This is a genomic window from Marinilactibacillus sp. GCM10026970 (assembly GCF_042660675.1).
Taxonomy (GTDB): domain Bacteria; phylum Bacillota; class Bacilli; order Lactobacillales; family Carnobacteriaceae_A; genus Marinilactibacillus.
Genome location: NZ_JBHSUL010000002.1, coordinates 98,868 through 115,591 on the forward strand (window position 1 = coordinate 98,868; position 16,724 = coordinate 115,591).

A 16,724-nucleotide genomic window follows, 5' to 3' on the forward strand; every position below is an offset into this window, starting at 1 on the left:
ACTAAATCTCCAGAAAACGGAACTTGTACAAAATGCAGTGGTTTGTCATAGAAACAAGCTCGATTGTTCGTGTTTTAATATGTGTTTTTAGAAAAATGTTCACAAAATTGAGTAGACTTTTGTAATATCGAATGTTACTATTTTAGATGGACAAGAAATATGCATATTTGAAATAATTGTAAAGTTGTACTTAGTTAAAACTAGGAGGAAAAAATTTTGTCTAATAAATGGTTAAAAGGTTTAGGAATTACTTTTGCTTCAACTCTAGTACTAGCAGCATGTGGAAATGGTGGAGACGACAACTCAGCTTCTGAAGAAACAAACGAAGATGGAAACGTAGCGATTGAAGAATTATCTGTTCAATTTGTGCCTTCACGTGATCCAGAAGAAATCGTAGCTGCAACTGCACCTTTAGAAGACATCCTTAAAGACGAGATGGCTGATTTAGGATATGATATTGACAACGTTAAAATCGATGTCGGTACGGACTATGAAGCTGTTGGGGAAGCAATGTCTGCGGGTTCTGTAGATGTTGGATTCTTACCTGGTGGAACATACGTACTTTATGATGATGGAGCAGATGTTATTTTAACGTCAACTCGTGCAGGACTAAACAATGATTCAGAAGATCCTGCTGAATGGAATGCAAATAAACCAACTGACCCAACGGACGAGCAAGTAACTTACTATCGTTCAATTTTAGTTGCGGGCCCTTCTGCGAAAGGCCGCGAATTAGCAGACAAAGTAAATAATGGCGAAGAATTAACATGGGAAGATTTAGACTCTGCTTCTTGGAGTGTTATGAGTTCTTCTTCTTCAGCTGGATACATCTATCCAACAATCTGGATGCAAGAAAATTACGAACAATCTCTATCTGACTTGAGCCAAATCTCTCAAGCAGATTCATATGGAACTTCAGTATCTCGTCTTGCGACTGAACAAGCAGACGTTGCAGTAATGTATGCAGATGCTCGTCGTGACTATGTTGAGGATTGGGAAGGTACTTTTGGCGGAGAAGATACAATCTGGGATTCTACAGATGTAATTGGCGTAACACCTGGTATCTATAACGATACAATTAGTGTGAGTAAAAACTCTGACATTATGACAGATGATTTAAAAGCTGCACTACAAGATGCGTTTATCAACATTGCGAATACAGATGAAGGTAAAGAAATCATCTCAATCTACTCTCACGAAGGATACGAAAAATCTGAAAGTTCAGATTACGATGTAGAACGTGAAGCACAACAAATCCTTAGAGATTTGACAAACTAATCAATAGAAGTCATTAAACTTAATACTCAATACCCAAAGATCAAGCTAGGAGACTCAATCTCCTGGCTTTCTTTTTGAGTATGTCTTAGAAAGGACAACGTGAATTATGATCGAATTTATTAATGTAAATAAAACCTATCCGAATGGGGTTACTGCATTAAAAGACGTAAACTTGAAGATTGAACAAGGAGAATTTGTAGCGATTATCGGCTTGTCTGGAGCAGGTAAATCTACTTTGATCCGTTGTATTAATCGGATGCATGAAATCAATGAAGGTACATTAAATGTAGACGGAGTAAATGTAAGTAATTTAAAAGGAAAACAAGTGAGAGACTTCCGCCGTAAAATCGGTATGATTTTCCAATCTTTCAACCTTGTAACGAGAACGACTGTATTAAACAATGTACTGGTTTCTTCTGTTCCAGAATTGTCTTTTTGGAGAAAAACATTAGGATTATTTCCTAAAGAGAAAAAGATTGCAGCTCTTGAAGCATTGGATAAAGTCGGTATTTTAGATAAAGCTTACAACCGTGTAGATCAACTGTCTGGTGGACAGCAACAGCGTGTAGCACTAGCGCGTACGTTAGCTCAGAATCCTTCAATCATCTTAGCGGATGAGCCCGTAGCTTCTTTGGATCCGGTAACGGCAAAAGTTGTTATGGACGATTTCAAACGTATCAATCGGGAAATGGAAATGTCTATTTTGATCAATATTCACCATGTTGAACTAGCTTTGGAATACGCAGACCGCGTTATCGGCGTTCGTAAAGGTGAAGTGGTTTATGATGGGAAATCAGAAGATGTAACACAAGATGTATTGAACAACATCTATGGTAGTTTGACTGAAGTTCCGCACATGGATGATCCTGAAGAAGCAAAAGTGTAAGGAGGAGAAACATTGGAAGAAACAGTTTACGATAAAATTTTCAAGCCGAAAACTTATACATTGGAAAATGGTAAAACAGTCAAACAAAGAGCTTCTAGAACACCATTGATTCTCTTGCTTGTGCTGATTGCTACGTATGCTTCATTTAGAACGACGGGCGCAGACTTATCTTTATTATGGAAACGTGGTAACCAGTTTTTTGTTATTATTATTGGAATGTTCCCACCAAACTTTGAGTTTCTTTCAAACATTTGGGAACCCTTATTCGATACCATTCAAATGTCTTTATTAGGATCGCTTGCTGGTGCGCTAGTAGCTGTACCGTTAGCCTTACTTTCGTCTAGCAACATCATTAAAAATACATTCGTTAATGGATTCTTTAAGTTCTTTTTAAGTATTTTAAGAACTTTACCTACATTGGTTCTGGCACTAATTTTTACCTTTTTATTCGGATTAGGGACAATGGCAGGGATGTTATCCATTTTCATCTTTACGTCTTCTTACGTCGGAAAACTAATGTATGAACACATTGAAAATGTGGACATGGGCGCTTTTGAAGCAAATGAATCAATGGGATTATCAAAGGTAGAAGCTTTCAGATATGCGATTATTCCAGAAGTATTACCAACATACTTGTCAGTATCACTGTATGCATTTGAAGGAAACGTTAGATATGCGGCAATTTTAGGATACGTAGGCGCTGGTGGTATTGGTCTGGTTCTTAACGAGCGTCTGGGCTGGAGAGACTATCCTAGTGTGGGAATGGTTCTTTTAGTTTTGATGATCGTAGTGTTCATTATTGAACGGATCAGCGAATACTTCAGACGTAAATTGTCTTAGAGAGGAAGAGTTAAATGAACGAAGCAATTCAAACACAATATAACAAAGCTCCAAACCGTAAATTGTACTTTGTGACAATATCAATCATTATACTGGCTCTTCTGATCTGGTCATTTATAGGGGTCGATATTACAGGTTTAGATCAAAAGGGGACAGGTCTGGCAGTCAACATTGTCAGAGGGATTGTAACGCCAGATTTAGAATTCTTATTCGACTTTTCAACTCAAGGTGTACCGTATCTATTGTATGAAACTATTGCGATCGCTTTACTGGGAACCGTATTTGGTTCCTTGCTGGCTATTCCCATTTCATTTTTGATGGCGCCAAGTGTAGTCAGTGGACCAGTGGCTTATATCACAAGGCTGGTTGTAATCTTTATTCGTACGATTCCATCACTTGTTTACGGGATTATGTTTATCCGTGTAACAGGTCCAGGCGCTTACGCAGGGGTACTCACGATGTCGATCACTTCGATTGGTATGATTTCTAGGCTGTACGTCGACGTTATTGAAAATCTAGACCGTGGTGTACTAGAAGCAATGACTTCAATGGGTTGTACTACGTATCAGAAAATTCGTTATGGTATTTTACCACAGCTATTTTCAAGTTTCCTATCAACAACGATTTATCGTTTCGATATGAACTTGCGTGATGCGACGATTTTAGGATTGGTTGGTGCTGGTGGTATCGGTGCACCACTGATTTTTGCCATGAGATCTTACCGTTGGAACCAAGTTGGATCTATTTTGATTGGGTTAGTCGTACTGATTCTTTTAGTGGAACTATTCTCAAACAAACTAAGATCTAGATTAGTTAGCGGAACAAAATAAAATATAGTATACTCGAGAAGTTGCATCTTGGAAAAGATGCAGCTTTTTATTATAATTGGAAAGCGCCGGTTTTGAATAATTATACCGTGCTGCGGAGGGTTTAAATGAATACCAATAAATTATTTTTTAAATATGTCAGTTTAAATGTTTTAGGTATGATCGGAATTTCTTTGTATATTCTAGCGGATACTTTTTTTATTGCACAAGCTTTGGGCTCCAACGGGATCGCTTCTTTGAATTTAAGTATACCGGCTTACGGTGTGATCCACGGTATAGGGTTGATGCTAGGACTGGGTGGTGCTTCACGCTTTAGCATACTGAATGCACAGCGAAAAACGAAAGAAGCCCGAAGTGTTTACACACAATCCCTTCTATTTGGATTGATTGTGGGCATTGTGTTTTCTATTATAGGTGTCATAGGAGCGGACAATATTGCACGCATGCTTGGTGCTAATAACGAAACGTTCGCGAACACATCCATCTATCTGAGAACATTACTATTCTTTTCTCCATTTTTTATTTTGAATAATGCCATGCAATCTTTTGTTAGAAATGATGGAGATCCGTCACTAGCAATGTACGGTATGTTACTGGGCAGTTTCTTGAATATTGTGTTGGACTATATTTTTATTTTTCCATTGGATATGGGGATGTTTGGAGCAGCTCTAGCAACGAGTATTGCACCGATCAGCAGTTTGGCCATCTTAAGTATGCACTTTAGATGCCCAACGAATCAGCTGAAGTTTGTATTTCAAGGGATTCAGCTAAAAGTGATGAAAGATATCTGTTACTTGGGTGCAGCTGGATTTATCAATGAAATTGCGGCAGCGGTTGTTATGTTTTCCTTTAATACCATTATTTTTACGCTTGAAGGAAATTTAGGATTAGCCGCATACGGTATTGTCGCCAACATCTCCTTTGTTGTCTTATCCTTGTTCACGGGGGTCGCACAAGGGGCGCAGCCGCTGTTAAGTGATAGCTATGGGCTCAAAGATTTAGACAAAATGAAACACGTATTAAGACTGTCAATAGCCACTGCGCTTTCTATTAGCACGCTAATTTATGTCTCGACTTTTGTATTTAGAGACGGTATTGTCTCTGCTTTTAATAGTGACCAGAATCTTCACGTAAAAGAGATGGCGATTGTTGGTCTTTTAATTTACTTTATGGGATTTTTCTTTGCTGGCGCAAATACAATTTTGACGACGTATTTCAGTGCAACAGATCAACCAAGATTAGCTTTATTCTTTTCACTGCTTCGAGGTGGATTTATTATCATTCCAGTTGTTTTACTACTGAGTTACCTGTATGGAATGACTGGTGTGTGGTCTTCTTATGTAGTAGCGGAAGCCGTAGTCGTCGGTTGGATCATGATCAAGATGAATCCAAAAAAACGGATTAAGCAGAAAAAAATTTCTACAAAATAAATTTATAACTAAATCAACCGCTGATTTGTTCAGTTACAGAACAGTTAACGGGTGTTTTTTATAGGATAATAGCTTTTAGAGACTTATTACATTAATAATTAAACATACGAAGAAAAATAAGCGTACAATAAATCTATCTTTTAGTTGAAAGGATTTGAGAGGATGGAAAAGTATATTGTGCTACTTCGAGGAATCAATGTCGGTGGAAAAAATAAAGTGAAGATGGCAGACTTGCGTACTGAGTTATTAAAAGAAGGATTTGAAACTGTTCAAACTTATATTCAAAGTGGAAATATAGTTGTTGAATCTAATCTATCCAGTAAAACCATCACCCAGAAAGTAGCGACTCTACTAACCCAAAAATTCAAATTAGATACGACTTCAGTAAAAATATTGACGTTAAGTAAAATCGTTTATGAATCCATTGTAATGGAAGCTCCTGAAGATTATGGGAAAATTGATCAGACGGTGGATTATCGTTACGATATCTCTTGATAGACATTACTGCTGAAGAAGCTATGAAAGAAGTTGATACACGTGACGGGATTGATCAATCTTGGTGCGGAACAAATGTAATCTATTACAGTAGACCTGGACCAACGCATCCGGATTATGCTAAAAGTGCATTAAGCAGACTTGCAAAAAAAGATATTTATCAGTCAATAACTGTTAGAAATTGGAACACAACCACAAGGCTATGGGAAATGATTCAAACCTGACACTTTACAATAAAAGTAATCATATAATCAGGAACTTCTAGTAGAGAATTGAGTAATTTCAAATGTATTATGATGTGTGGAAATTTACAAATCTTTCTATATTTTAAATAAGTTAAATACAAGAATCGATCTTAATCACTGTATATCAATTTTGGGGCTGAAATGCATTTCTAAGTATCTATTCAAAAGGATTTAACAGACATCAAACTTTCGTATTAGGGGACTGCAATGGTGGAAATGATTAATAAATAATTAGCTTTTTTGAAAATAGAAATAGGTATACAGAAGAAAAAGTTGTTGACAAAAGATTTTTGACTCTTTATTCTTGAGTTACAAAAGTGAATAGTCTTCAGGGCAGGGTGAAAGTCCCTACCGGTGGTAAAGCCCACGAGCCGTAAGGCAGATTCGGTTAAATTCCGAAGCCGACAGTACAGTCTGGATGAAAGAAGACATTGAATGATATAGTGAATATTCTGAGAGTCTGTAATTATTGACTTTTAGGATAATAGCTAGTTGTATTCAGAATGCCCTGGGAAAAATTTTTTTCCAGGGTTTTTAGCGTTCTCTACTGTATAGGAACAACCGTATACTAGGAGTCTGTTTATTTGAATACCACTAATTTCAAAAGCCAAGCCCTGAATCTCATAAAGATTTGGGGCTTTTTTGATGGAAGGAGAATCTATATGGACAGAGTCTATATGAGAATGGCACTAAAGTTAGCAGAAAAAGGAAGAGGAAAAACTTCACCAAATCCGCTCGTAGGAGCGGTTATTGTTAAAGAAGGAAGCGTCATAGGTCAGGGATATCATGAACAATATGGGAGACCGCACGCTGAAGTTAACGCTATTAAAACCGCCACTGAGCCGGTGGAAGGCGCAACCATTTATGTCACACTTGAACCTTGCGTACATTTTGGGAAAACGCCACCGTGTACGGATTTAATTATTGAAAGCAAGATAAAAAAAGTCATCGTAGCTGCAATGGATCCCAATCCATTGATGGCCGGGAAAGGCATTCAACTTCTCCGAGAGGCTGGTATTGAAGTAAGAGAAGGCATACTTCGAAAAGAAAGTGAAAAATTAAACGAGGTATTCAATAAATTTATTACAACTCAAAAACCCTTTGTCATTATGAAGTATGCAATGACGTTAGATGGGAAAATTGCTACTGAATCAGGAAAATCCAAATGGATTTCATCTGAAAAATCCAGAAATCATGCGCATAAAACTAGAGGACAGGTAGCTGCAATATTGATAGGGATTGGAACGGTACTTAAAGATGACCCGCTACTAACTTCTCGCATTGAAGGGTTGTCGAATCCTATAAGGGTTGTACTAGATAGGAACTTGAATATACCAGAGTCATCAAAGCTTCTTCAGACTTTAAATCTAGCGCCTACGATTATTGTTACATCCGAATCAGCTTGTGTAGAGAAAATAGATCGACTGAAGCAAAAGGGTGTGCAGGTTTTATTGATGCAGTTAGATGACGGAACATTCGACTTCAAAAAACTAATGACGCTTTTAGGGGAAGATGGTATCGATAGTCTATTGATTGAAGGCGGGGCTTCAATTCACGCAGCGGCATTTGAAGCAGGTGTCGTAGATAAAGTTGCCGTGTACATTGCGCCTAAAATATTCGGAGGTCAAAATGCCTTATCGCCTATTGGGGGGAAAGGTATTCAGAGGGTCAGCGCAGCTGTGGAACTTAAAACGTATGAGTTAAGCCAACTAGGAGAAGATATCTTAATAGAAGGATATTTGTAAGAGGAGGAATTGAGGTGTTCACAGGAATAGTTGAAGAAATTGGAATAGTGACAAATATCAGGAAGTCTCGAAAATCTAGCCGAATAACCATTAGTGCGAGTAAAACCTTACAAGGAACAAAAATCGGAGACAGCATTATGGTTCAAGGTGTGTGCTTGACCGTAGAAAAAATGACTGCGCAAACCTTTGAAGCAGATGTCATGGCTGAAACAATGACTAGAACAAGTTTTCAACAGTTAACGAATCTATCTCGTGTAAATTTAGAACGTGCATTAACTTTAGAAGTACGGTTAGGTGGCCATATGGTCAGTGGACACATTGACGGAACGGGCATCATTAAAAGTTATCGACACGAAGAGAATGCAGTTTGGGTAACCGTAGAAACTGGATTCGAAAGTCTCAAGTATATAATCGAAAAAGGATCTATTTCTATAGACGGCATTAGCTTGACTGTCGTTTCAGTAACAAACACGACATTTTCTGTATCCATCATTCCACATACTGCTGAGGAAACTACATTGCTCAAACATACCGTGGGTGATTTGGTTAATTTAGAATGTGACCTTATTGGGAAATACGTAGAAAAACTGCTGAAAGTATCAAGTGAAAAAGCAATAAATCAGTCTTCGATAACAGAGAGTGTTTTATTGAATGCTGGATTTATTTAGATGGAGGCATAAGTATGTTCAATGATATAGAAGAACTAATTGAAGATATTAAAAACGGAAAAAATGTCATTATCGTAGATGACGAAAATAGAGAAAATGAAGGAGATATTATCTGCGCAGCAGAATTTGCAACACCAGAAAATATTAACTTTATGGCTAAATATGCTAGAGGACTCATCTGTATTCCTATGACACGAGAATATACAAATAAATTCGACTTATCTCAAATGGTTAGTCGAAATACGGATGACCATGGTACGGCCTTTACCGTTTCAATTGATTTTAAAGACACAACTACAGGAATATCAGCCCATGAAAGATCGCTCACAGCATTAAAGCTTGTGGAAGAAAAAACAGAAGCTAAAGATTTCAAACATCCGGGTCATATGTTTCCACTTGAAGCAGTAAAAGGAGGTGTTCTAAAAAGAATTGGGCACACAGAAGCGACAGTCGACCTCGCACGTCTTGCCGGCTTAAAGCCAGTTGGATTGTGTTGTGAAATCATGAACGAGGATGGGACGATGGCGAGAAGAGATGACCTGATTGGTTTCGCGGCTGAGCATGAGTTGAAAATTGGTACGATCAAAGATTTAGTGGAGTATCGAAAGAAAACGGAACAAATAATGCGTAAGGATTCTGTTGCGAAACTGCCAACGAAGTACGGAGAATTCACGATACACTCTTATCAGCATGCTTATACAAATGAGCATCATATCGCGCTTGTAATGGGAGATCTCAGTGACGGAGATCCGGTGTTGTGTAGAGTGCACTCGGAATGTCTGACAGGAGATGTTTTTGCATCGAAAAAGTGTGATTGTGGAGAACAATTAGACTTAGCTATGAAGAAGATTGCAGATGAAGGTAGAGGGATTCTGCTATATATGAGACAAGAAGGTAGAGGCATAGGTTTGATCAATAAAATTAGAGCATATGCTCTACAAGATCAAGGGCACGATACGATTCAAGCCAATATACTACTAGGATTACCAGTCGATGCTAGAGAGTATCATGAGTGTAAACAAATTTTCGATGATTTAAGAGTTAATCGATTAAATTTGATGACAAACAATCCTTTGAAAGTATCTAGTTTAAAAGCCTATGGATTAACGATTGAAAATCGAGTACCTATCAGCATAGAATCAAATATCTATGATCAAGATTATCTACGAACAAAAAAAGAAGAAATGGGTCATTACTTATAATGATACCTTGTATGGAGGAAAAAATATGAAAGTATTAGAAGGAAATTTGATTGCAGAAGATTTGAAAATTGGAATTGTCATTGCTCGATTCAATGAATTTATCGGATTTAAATTATTAGACGGGGCAGTAGATGCACTCATTAGACATGGTGTGAAGGAAACGGACATCAATGTTGCTTGGGTACCAGGGGCGTATGAAATTCCGTTGGTGTCTAAAAAGATGGCGGCTACAGGACAGTATGATGCAGTCATTACACTTGGTGCGGTTATTAAAGGATCAACTTCACACTATGATCATGTTTGTGCTGAAGTATCGAAAGGCGTGGCTTCAGCTTCTGATAGTACAGGCGTACCCGTATTATTCGGCGTACTCACAACGGATACGATCGAACAAGCGATTGAAAGAGCGGGGACCAAAGCAGGAAATAAAGGCTTTGAAGTAGCTATAGGAGCTATTGAAATGGCTAACTTGATGAAACAATTTTAAGAGGAACATGAAAAGAAAAATGAGATAAAGCAGGCAATATTCGTTAAAATAAAAAGAGATTGGGACAAAAGTTTCTGATTAACATTGTTTCGCAAAATCAGACAAGTAGAAAAGCCTTCAAATCAAGGGATAGATATCCTAGATTTGAAGGCTTTCTTCTATTTGGCTAGTTTTGTCCCAGCCTCTTTTTTGTAAAATGACTATAATTATATGAATTTTAAAAAAGAAATTGACAATCCTTGTGACGAATTGTATCGATCAAGATAAAGCGTATGATGAAATTATCTATAAACACCTGAAATTGTATGTTATAATTCTATAAAAATTAAGCGGTTACATAAAGGGAGCGGTTAGATTGACGGATTTTTTAAATAAAGGTGTTTGGAGTACGAAGCCAGCTGAGAAGTGGGAAGACGGTTATATCGTTGGGAATGGTGCACTGGGCGGCATATTATTTGGTTCGCCAAATGTATTTAACTTAGTCGCAAACCACCACACATTATTTCTAAAACAAAATAAAATGAACAACATTCCAGATATGTCAGATCACTTGGACTCGTTTAAAGCGATTATTGAGGCAAAAGGTTATCAAAAAGGTGTTGAATACTTTGAAAAAGTCGCTTTAGAAAAAGGCTATCAAGGGTTAACGATGAGTGATCCTTATCATCCGGGAAGTGAGATTCAGTTAGAGATAGAAGTAGACGGAAAATCCGTTACTGACTTTCAGCGACAACTAGATTATGAAAAAGGTCTAGCGATTGAAACTTTTGAAGCAAAAAAGCAACGATTCAAAAAGATACTTTTTTGTTCCAAAGCAAATGGAGCGTTATATTTAAAAATTGAATCGAACGATCCTTTCGATGTATCTTTTTCGCTGAAAGATTACCAGAACCCTGAGCTGAATCAGGAAATCGTTCAACTGACAGATTGTAGACTCGTTCAAAAATCGACCTATCTTGATCAAACTAGTTACGTTTCTAGCTTGGACTGGAATATTTCAGAAGGAACAGTTGCTGTTCATCAAGATCAGGTTGAAATCAAGCAGACAAGAGCCATCTGTTTTGCCTTATCTATCCATTCGGAAGCCGTAACCAATAGTATGGATGATTTTGAACAGATTCAGCAAGCGCATATTCAAGAATTTCAAGCAACCTATAATCAAGTCTCATTAACATTGGTTGATGATGAAGATAGAAGAAAGTCTTTAGATGAAATTGTTGAAGAGATGCACGAAATGCATACTGTTCCTATAGTGCTGTATGAGAAATTGTACGATGCAAGTCGTTATGTCATCCAGTCTATGACTGGGAAAGCTCTGCCAAACCTTCAAGGAATTTGGGGCGGAGACTTTTCGCCTGCCTGGAGTGGGGATTACACCTTGGACACCAACGTTCAGCTTGCCATTGCCTCTTTAGCGAGTCTTGGATTATTTGAACAGTTTGATGGCTTATTCAACAAAATGGCAGACTATCATGAGGACTTCAAAGAAAATGCTGCTCGTTATTACGGATGTCGCGGATACCTGATGCCTGTTCATGCAAGCACACGTGCGCTTCATGTACATTGGAATAGTGAATGGCCGATGGTTCTATGGACTGCTGGAGCCGGTTGGATGAGTCACTTTTACGATGAATATTTTGAATATACACAAGACAAGATTTTTCTGAAAGAAGTAGCGATACCTTTTTATATTGAAACACTCTTGTTCTACGAGGATTTCTTAACGATTCAAGAGGGAAAAGTGCATTTGAGACCAAGTTACTCAGCTGAGAATGGAATGGGGGATACGGCAACAATGGACATCGCCGTCATCAAAGAAACGATTTGGAATCTAAAAAAAGCTTATCAGTTGCTTGACGAACCAGTTCCTGAAAAGTATGAGCGATTATTGACCCAGCTACCGGATTATATGATTGATTCAGACGGTATTTTAAAAGAATGGATTGATGAAACCAAGGCCGAGCATTTTAATCATCGTCATTTTTCTAATTTGTACCCTGTATTTCAAAGTAAAGAAATCGATCAGAAATCACCTATTTTATGGGAAGCAGCGAATAAAGCATTTGATAAACGAATCGAAGCTTGGTTGTTGAATGAAGATGGCGATACGAGCTCTTCTCACGGTAGGATTCATGCAGCAATGTGTGGAATTGCGCTTGAGAGACCGAATGAAGTGGAAGCCGCGTTACGCGAGCTGGTTATCAATGAATCTTTTTTCCCATCCCTTGCGACTGCTCATTATAATCAAGCGCATGTGTTCAATGTAGATGCAAATGGCTCTTTCCCTAAAGTTCTTCACGATGCTCTAATCTATTCAGAGGCAGATGACGCTTTGACATTATTCAAAGCAACACCGAGGTGGTTGAGTAAGGGATCTTTAAAAGGTATTCGCTTGCCTAAAGATATACTCGTGGAACAACTGGAGTGGGATTTAGTAGGGAAAGAAAAAACCTGCCGTTTAACCTTACAGTCGGACCTGGACCAAACAGTTTCGGTTCAGTTGCAGCAGCAATATACTCAGGAAAAAACAAATGTAGATGTCATACAAGTCGTTTTGACCAATCAAAAAGCGCAAACGATAGACTTACAGTTTACAACGCTAGAGGATGTGTCCGATGGAGAAACCAACTAAACAAGGACGTTACATTTCGATCAAGCAAAAGTTACTTGGTTCTTATTTCATCATGTTGATTATTCCAATTTTGCTTGTTGGTATTTATTTGACAGCTAGTATCCGAACCAATCTAATCAACAATAAAATGGCGGAGATTGAAAATAACAACGAGCGGATCCAAATGGACTATGCAACGCTTTTGTCGTCCGTTACGAATGTTTCTGACTGGATTTATCAGGACGAAGACCTGGCTGATCTTGTACAAACGCAGTACACCAATCCTTATGATGTATATGAAGCGTACCAGGGTTACCAAATGTTTGAAGATTATTTGCGGTACTATGACGAGATTGAGCATATCCGTTTTTACGTTGATAATGATACATTAACGAGTACCACAGGAATTTATAACGCTAACGAAACCATCAGGAATACCGATTGGTACCAAAGCAGTGTAAGTGGAAACGGTGGCATTGAATGGCTCGTTTTGGAAGACGACATTACAAAAGATCAGCATTTGAACCTCATTCGTTCGGTCTACCGAAACTACGAGCTAGTCGGTGTACTGACGATTGCAGTGAACGAGAACATGGTCAAAAGTCTGCTAGCTGATTCAGCGAGTACTGTCTTTATCACATTAAATAACCAGACTCCGCTTTACAGCTATCCTGAATATGACAATATTCAAAATTCATATAATCAATATAGACCCGTTCTAGAAGCCGTTGAAGACACAGAAGGCAATTATGAAGCGCTCGACTCTCAGCGGTATGATCGAGAATTCACCTTGAACATTCGAGACGTTCACATTCCTAAAACCTTAGATTCTCAAATGCAGGTCGTGGGGGTCGTACCTACGGATAGTATATTACAGGATGTGAATAGTGATTTACGATTAGCCTACATGATCATTCTAGCAGTCTTGAGCCTCAGTATATTGATGCTGGCGATTTTCATCCGAACCTTTAACAAACGGATCCTCAAGTTGAAAGACGCAATGACAATGGTGGCTGCCGGACAATTTACGATTCAGCCTTCTATCAAAGGGAATGACGAGTTGTCTGATGTATACAAACATTTGGTGATGACGACGAAAAGTATCGAAGATCTGATGGAGCTGAATGCGGAACATATTGTGAATGAGAAAGACTGGGAATTACAAGTAAAAGACGCACAGTTCAAAATGCTCGCAAGTCAGATCAATCCCCATTTCTTGTATAACACACTCGAAATGATTCGAATGAAAGCACTAAGAAATCAAGACCGAGAAGTCGCGGAAATTGTCATGATTCTCAGTAAACTGATGCGAAAATCACTGGAAAGAAAACAGAAAGAAACGAAATTGAGTGAAGAGCTCGAGTTCACCGAACTGTATTTACAAATTCAAAAACTGAGATTCGGTGAACATATTGATTACGAAATCGAAAATACTACCCAACATGACTACACGATCGTACCATTGATCATTCAGCCACTTGTGGAAAATTCCTTTATTCATGGGATTGAACCAAAGATCGATAATGGGAATATTAAGATTAAAGTAGTAGAAGTAGAGGGTTACCTTGAGATCACGGTAAAAGATAATGGAATTGGAATGAAGTTAGATCAGTTGGAACAAATTCGAGCGCTATTGGCCTCTAATGGGGATAGTAGTCATTTAGGTGTTTACAATGTACACCAGCGTATACGGTTCACCTATGGTCCAAATTCTGGATTATCTATCGATAGCGTTGTAGGAGAAGGCACAGTAGCGAAGATCAGATTACCTATACAAGAACACCTTAATCGACAGGAGGAATAACATGTACACGGTTGTTTTAGTGGACGATGAACCGATTGTAAGAGAAGGCATGGCGTATATTATTGATTGGAAAAAAGAAGGGTTTCAAATTATCGATTCTGTAGATAATGGTGTATCAGGACTGGATGTTATCGAAGAAAAAAAGCCAGATCTTGTGATCACAGATATCAGAATGCCAGGATTAAATGGTCTAGAAATGGTCGAAGCAGCAAAAAAGCGTCAACTACATTCGAAATTCATTGTATTATCGGGCTATTCAGATTTTGAGTATGCACAAAAATCTGTGTCCTTAGGGGCGCTCCATTATTTATTGAAGCCAATCGATGATGTGCAGCTCACAGAAATTTTGAGAAAAATCAAATCGCAAATTGAAGAAGAGCAAACGAGAAAGACAGAACGTACACATGTAGAGAAATACTTGTTTGCGAATCAATTATTCTCTTACATCATGTATAGAGAAAAAGCGTTTGATCTAAGTCTCTTAAATCAATATCAGACATTTCGATTGATGAAAATTTCTAGTAGTGAAACGCGTGTCGATTTGCAGGTGCTGTTGGATTTTGAAAAAACATTGATTGGAGAAAAACACTTTTATACGTATACTGATGGCAGAACAATCTTGTTGCTGATCTGTAACGAAGAACAACATCAATTCGAGCGTGTCGTGAGACGTTTCAGCGAAGTAGAAAGTGTTCAGTTGAAGATCAGCTCAGTGACTGAAAAAAGTGAAGAACTACCGGTCCTTTATGACGAAATCAGAGGACTGGATAACTTATCTTATATTTTTCCGAATGAACAAATACTACTCAGCTCTCTTTTAAAAAAGAAAGCGGCTTATCCACTCTCGGTCAATCAGTTACTGACAAAACTCAAAAAAGCGATCAAAGATAACAATAAAAAACAAATCGAGAGCGTATTAGATGAATGTGTCGCGTTCTTTCAACATTCAAACAAATCAGTTGAAGAAGTTAAAAGAGATTGGTCATATATTTTTATTGAATGTGTTGAATTTCTAGAAGAAAGTATGCATAAACCAGTCAAGGAAATTGAAAAAGATAAAATCTTATCTATTATCTGGAAAGAGTCTTCTATTGACCAGACAGCTCACTTCTTGAAATTCACTTTCTACGATTTTGGCAGATTTTTCTACGAAGCTTTCGAAAAACAAGATATCGTAGAAGAAATCAAGCGACATACAAGGAAAAACTATCATTTGAATTTGAATTTAAAAGAATTGGCACAGCATTTTAACTACAGTCAATCTTATTTAGGGAAGAAATTCAAAGCAGATATGAAAGTCAGTTACCATGACTATTTGGATACAATCAGACTTAATAAAGCGAAGCAGTTTCTAGAAGAAGGTTCACTGTACGTTTACGAAATTGCCAAGATGGTTGGATATTCTAATTATGATTATTTCCATAAGAAATTCAAAAAACAGTTTGGGGTTAGTCCAAAAGGCTACCAGAAAGACCAGCAGGAGGAAGTTGAATGAAAGAGAAAAGTTCTACAGACACACTTTTTTATAAGGTTACTCAGCACATCTACTACTTTTTATTAACGAATGCCTATTTTCTAGTCAGCAATACACTGATTCTACTGGCGCTTATTCTATTACCGCTGAGTATTTCTAATATACTCATTTACGGGGTAGCACTGATTCCAACTGGTGCGAGCTTGACTGCGCTTTTTTATGCGATGGGGAAACTCTATAGAGAAAAGACGATTCACCCAACAAAGGATTACTGGAAAGCTTACCGAGATAATTTCATGGAAAGTACGAAGTATTGGTTGATAATCATTGCGGCGCTCATTATCTTGAGTGTAGACATTTTGTATGTACTTGAACGTGGATGGATTTTCTTGACGGTCATCAGTTTGATCGTATTAGCCATTTTAATGGTGACGATTATTTATGCATTTTCTATTTTGGCACGTTTTGAAGTTACCACTAAAAATCTCGTGATTTTTTCTATCCTACTACTCTTCAGAAATAAACTGAATTCATTGTCGCTTTTATTCTTACTGGTTGCCTTTATGGTAATTCTCTATGGGTTCGCTGGCTATGCGATGTTGTGCTTGTTTGCAATTGCAGGCTATTACTTTATGCGAAGCAATCATAAAATACTGGAAAAGCTGATGCAGGATTTTCAATGAGTTGAATAGATTCTCCGTAAAAAATGGTTACTTTTTGATAAAGTGTCCA

Annotated in this window: 15 protein-coding genes and 1 riboswitch; all 15 genes read left to right on the top strand. The window is 37.8% G+C overall.

All coding sequences use genetic code 11. The features are described 5' to 3' along the window. Positions 1-216 precede the first annotated feature (216 nt). The 15 genes from ACFP65_RS00845 (at position 217) to ACFP65_RS00915 (ending at position 16,675) form a co-directional block, all read left to right on the top strand. Entirely contained in the window at positions 217-1,278 is a 1,062-nt protein-coding gene (locus ACFP65_RS00845; RefSeq protein WP_379914992.1) for a phosphate/phosphite/phosphonate ABC transporter substrate-binding protein, read from the top strand. 106 nt (positions 1,279-1,384) lie between these two features. Continuing rightward, entirely contained in the window at positions 1,385-2,164 is a 780-nt protein-coding gene (gene phnC, locus ACFP65_RS00850; RefSeq protein WP_379914994.1) for a phosphonate ABC transporter ATP-binding protein, read from the top strand. Positions 2,165-2,176: 12 nt separating this feature from the next. Continuing rightward, complete coding sequence (phnE, locus tag ACFP65_RS00855) at positions 2,177-3,004, top strand: phosphonate ABC transporter, permease protein PhnE (RefSeq protein WP_379914996.1); 828 nt, start codon at positions 2,177-2,179, stop codon at positions 3,002-3,004. 14 nt (positions 3,005-3,018) lie between these two features. Further along, entirely contained in the window at positions 3,019-3,834 is an 816-nt protein-coding gene (gene phnE, locus ACFP65_RS00860; protein ID WP_225742902.1) for a phosphonate ABC transporter, permease protein PhnE, read from the top strand. Positions 3,835-3,938: 104 nt separating this feature from the next. Beyond that, entirely contained in the window at positions 3,939-5,261 is a 1,323-nt protein-coding gene (locus ACFP65_RS00865) for an MATE family efflux transporter (protein WP_379914998.1), read from the top strand. A 162-nt stretch (positions 5,262-5,423) separates the two neighbouring features. Next, positions 5,424-5,756: a DUF1697 domain-containing protein gene (locus ACFP65_RS00870; RefSeq protein ID WP_379915000.1), complete on the top strand. Its 333-nt coding sequence runs from the start codon at positions 5,424-5,426 to the stop codon at positions 5,754-5,756. Then, the gene (locus tag ACFP65_RS00875) at positions 5,753-5,980 is read left to right on the top strand and encodes a hypothetical protein (RefSeq protein ID WP_379915002.1); all 228 of its coding nucleotides are present in this window, start codon (positions 5,753-5,755) and stop codon (positions 5,978-5,980) included. Before ACFP65_RS00870 ends, ACFP65_RS00875 begins: the two co-directional genes overlap by 4 nt. Before the next feature lie 341 nt (positions 5,981-6,321). After that, a riboswitch (FMN riboswitch) is annotated at positions 6,322-6,435 on the top strand. A 228-nt stretch (positions 6,436-6,663) separates the two neighbouring features. Then, a complete protein-coding gene (ribD, locus tag ACFP65_RS00880; RefSeq protein WP_379915004.1) occupies positions 6,664-7,746 on the top strand; it encodes a bifunctional diaminohydroxyphosphoribosylaminopyrimidine deaminase/5-amino-6-(5-phosphoribosylamino)uracil reductase RibD in 1,083 nt (360 codons plus the stop codon). Between the two features lie 14 nt (positions 7,747-7,760). Further along, positions 7,761-8,414: a riboflavin synthase gene (locus tag ACFP65_RS00885; protein WP_379915006.1), complete on the top strand. Its 654-nt coding sequence runs from the start codon at positions 7,761-7,763 to the stop codon at positions 8,412-8,414. Positions 8,415-8,428: 14 nt separating this feature from the next. Beyond that, positions 8,429-9,616 (top strand): bifunctional 3,4-dihydroxy-2-butanone-4-phosphate synthase/GTP cyclohydrolase II, encoded by a 1,188-nt coding sequence (locus tag ACFP65_RS00890; RefSeq protein ID WP_379915008.1) that lies wholly within the window; start codon positions 8,429-8,431, stop codon positions 9,614-9,616. Positions 9,617-9,641: 25 nt separating this feature from the next. Continuing rightward, positions 9,642-10,103, top strand: a complete 462-nt coding sequence (gene ribE / locus ACFP65_RS00895) for a 6,7-dimethyl-8-ribityllumazine synthase (RefSeq protein WP_379915010.1) — start codon at positions 9,642-9,644, stop codon at positions 10,101-10,103. Between the two features lie 355 nt (positions 10,104-10,458). After that, positions 10,459-12,735: a glycosyl hydrolase family 95 catalytic domain-containing protein gene (locus ACFP65_RS00900; RefSeq protein ID WP_379915012.1), complete on the top strand. Its 2,277-nt coding sequence runs from the start codon at positions 10,459-10,461 to the stop codon at positions 12,733-12,735. Next, entirely contained in the window at positions 12,719-14,518 is a 1,800-nt protein-coding gene (locus ACFP65_RS00905; protein WP_379915014.1) for a sensor histidine kinase, read from the top strand. Before ACFP65_RS00900 ends, ACFP65_RS00905 begins: the two co-directional genes overlap by 17 nt. A 1-nt stretch (position 14,519) precedes the next feature. Further along, positions 14,520-16,013 (top strand): response regulator transcription factor, encoded by a 1,494-nt coding sequence (locus ACFP65_RS00910; RefSeq protein ID WP_379915016.1) that lies wholly within the window; start codon positions 14,520-14,522, stop codon positions 16,011-16,013. Beyond that, entirely contained in the window at positions 16,010-16,675 is a 666-nt protein-coding gene (locus tag ACFP65_RS00915; protein WP_379915018.1) for a DUF624 domain-containing protein, read from the top strand. The genes ACFP65_RS00910 and ACFP65_RS00915 overlap by 4 nt, the downstream gene beginning before the upstream one ends. The last annotated feature ends 49 nt before the right edge of the window (positions 16,676-16,724 follow it).